Source organism: Atribacter sp., from assembly GCF_035418125.1.
GTDB lineage: Bacteria > Atribacterota > Atribacteria > Atribacterales > Atribacteraceae > Atribacter > Atribacter allofermentans.
Genome location: NZ_DAOLQM010000346.1, coordinates 1 through 1749, shown reverse-complemented (window position 1 = coordinate 1749; position 1749 = coordinate 1). Strand labels below are relative to the sequence as shown.

At 37.7% G+C, this 1749-nt stretch carries 1 protein-coding gene and 2 pseudogenes; all 3 read left to right on the top strand.

What is annotated here, in order from left to right:
• Positions 1 to 357, top strand: a pseudogene (locus tag PLK24_RS11275) (hypothetical protein); the annotation flags it as partial.
• Between the two features lie 2 nt (positions 358 to 359).
• Positions 360 to 1181, top strand: a complete 822-nt coding sequence (locus PLK24_RS11270) for an ABC transporter permease (RefSeq protein ID WP_324479198.1) — start codon at positions 360 to 362, stop codon at positions 1179 to 1181.
• Positions 1178 to 1749: pseudogene (locus tag PLK24_RS11265) on the top strand (hypothetical protein); the annotation flags it as partial. The gene PLK24_RS11270 and the pseudogene PLK24_RS11265, both read left to right, overlap by 4 nt.

The following is a 1749-nucleotide window of genomic DNA, read 5'->3' as shown; positions in this document are numbered from 1 at the left end:
TTCTCTGAGCCAACTGAGCAGGGTATTGAAGTTGAAATCCGCTTTAAAAATCATGAAGGGCAAGGCATATCCGATTATCCAGCCCTCCCCCTCACGCTTGAAGGTAAATTATATGTTCGTGATGGAGATGAAGATAATTATAGCCGGGGAAGAAAGCTTTTTGACGGCTCCATGAAGCTTTTCTGGGACCCAACTTCTTATTTAGCTCGAAATAAAGCTATTATACCCTGGAATGCTCTTGATATTGATACAGAAAACGAGAAATACGGTCTTATGGAGTTATTATTAACCACTCCAGAAGGAATTTTTGAAGATGTCATTGAAAATGTAGAGCTTACTAAGAAGGAGGATCAATAGCTGTGGCAAGCCAAGGAAGAATTACCAAGATTCTCTTAAAAAGAGACCTTTTATATAGCTTGTATAGTTGGGGTTATTATGGTGTGTTGTTTGTTTCCTTCTTCGCCTCATCTTTTATTTTAAAGAATTTTCTTGATGGAATTAGAGAAGACGATATTTTAGTGAGCGCATTTCCTCTTAATTATCCATTGTATATCACCATCATCATCATCTCACTCTACTTGGTACTCATTTCGGCGATTTCGATATCAAGGGAACGCGAACAAGGAACCTTAGAAGTTCTCTTCTACGGACCAGTTACTTCAAAGAATTTTCTAATGGCTAAATTTTGGAAAGACTTTTTTTTGGGTGTAATTTCATTAGGTTTTACTGCTGTTTACTTCTTCTTGGTGAGCTTTTTTACCAATTTAGGATTTACTCCTGGTCTGGTTCGTGCCTTGATTATGGGAGTATTTCTCATATCTTGTGTGGTTAGTTTTGGGCTTTTCATCTCCTCACTGACCAGCCGGGTAAGAAGTTCGGTCATCACGCTCATTGCGGTTTTTGGGGCATTCCTTGCCATCCAGTTTTCTTATAGTACCCTTTTAGGATTAGAAAAAGAATCCCTCCCGACTTCGCTTTTTTATGTTCGAGAAACACTTCAATTAGTTTTTAAGGGAATCAATTGGGTTTCACCCTTTGCCTATTTATCACGAGGTTTAGATTCGGTAATATTGGATAATTGGTCATTGTTCTTTATTAATGTTCTATATTGCATCGTGTATGTAGTGATTTTTCTCTCTCTTTCCATCTTCATCATGAACCGAAGAGGTGTCAAGGCATGAAAAAAAATTCTTTAACATTATTTATCCTCATTGTTATAAGCCTATTTGGAGTCTCAACTATTGCTATGGCTGAAGCTCCGGTTTTGCGAGAACAACTGGTATTTTCTTTGACTTCCTTTAACGGTTCAGGATACAGCAAAAGCTTCTGCCCAGCTACCGAAGAAACAATTTATCTGATTGCTAATGAATCCAGCATAATAAGCCCTCGAAAAACTATTGTCTATTTCTGGCCGATTACTCAAAAATATATGGCTGGTTTTAGTACTCTTAATGAAGAGGTTGCCGGTAAGCTGGAGTTAATACAAAATGGAAAAATTATTGAAACTCTCGATAAGGTTTCTTATTCACTCTATTACCCGAAAGGGTACTATTCAGAAAAAGCCGTGGTCTACACCGAGGCTTCTGCTATAGAATCCTTTGAAAAATATCAGTCGGCCGTTGAGCAATTTAATGCTCAATTACGACAATACTATGAAAATATGGCCCAATATCGTGAATCTTTTAATCGTTTTTTAGAAGAAGTAAGACGTCGTCGTGAAGCTGGAGACACTGGACCAATTAATATCCC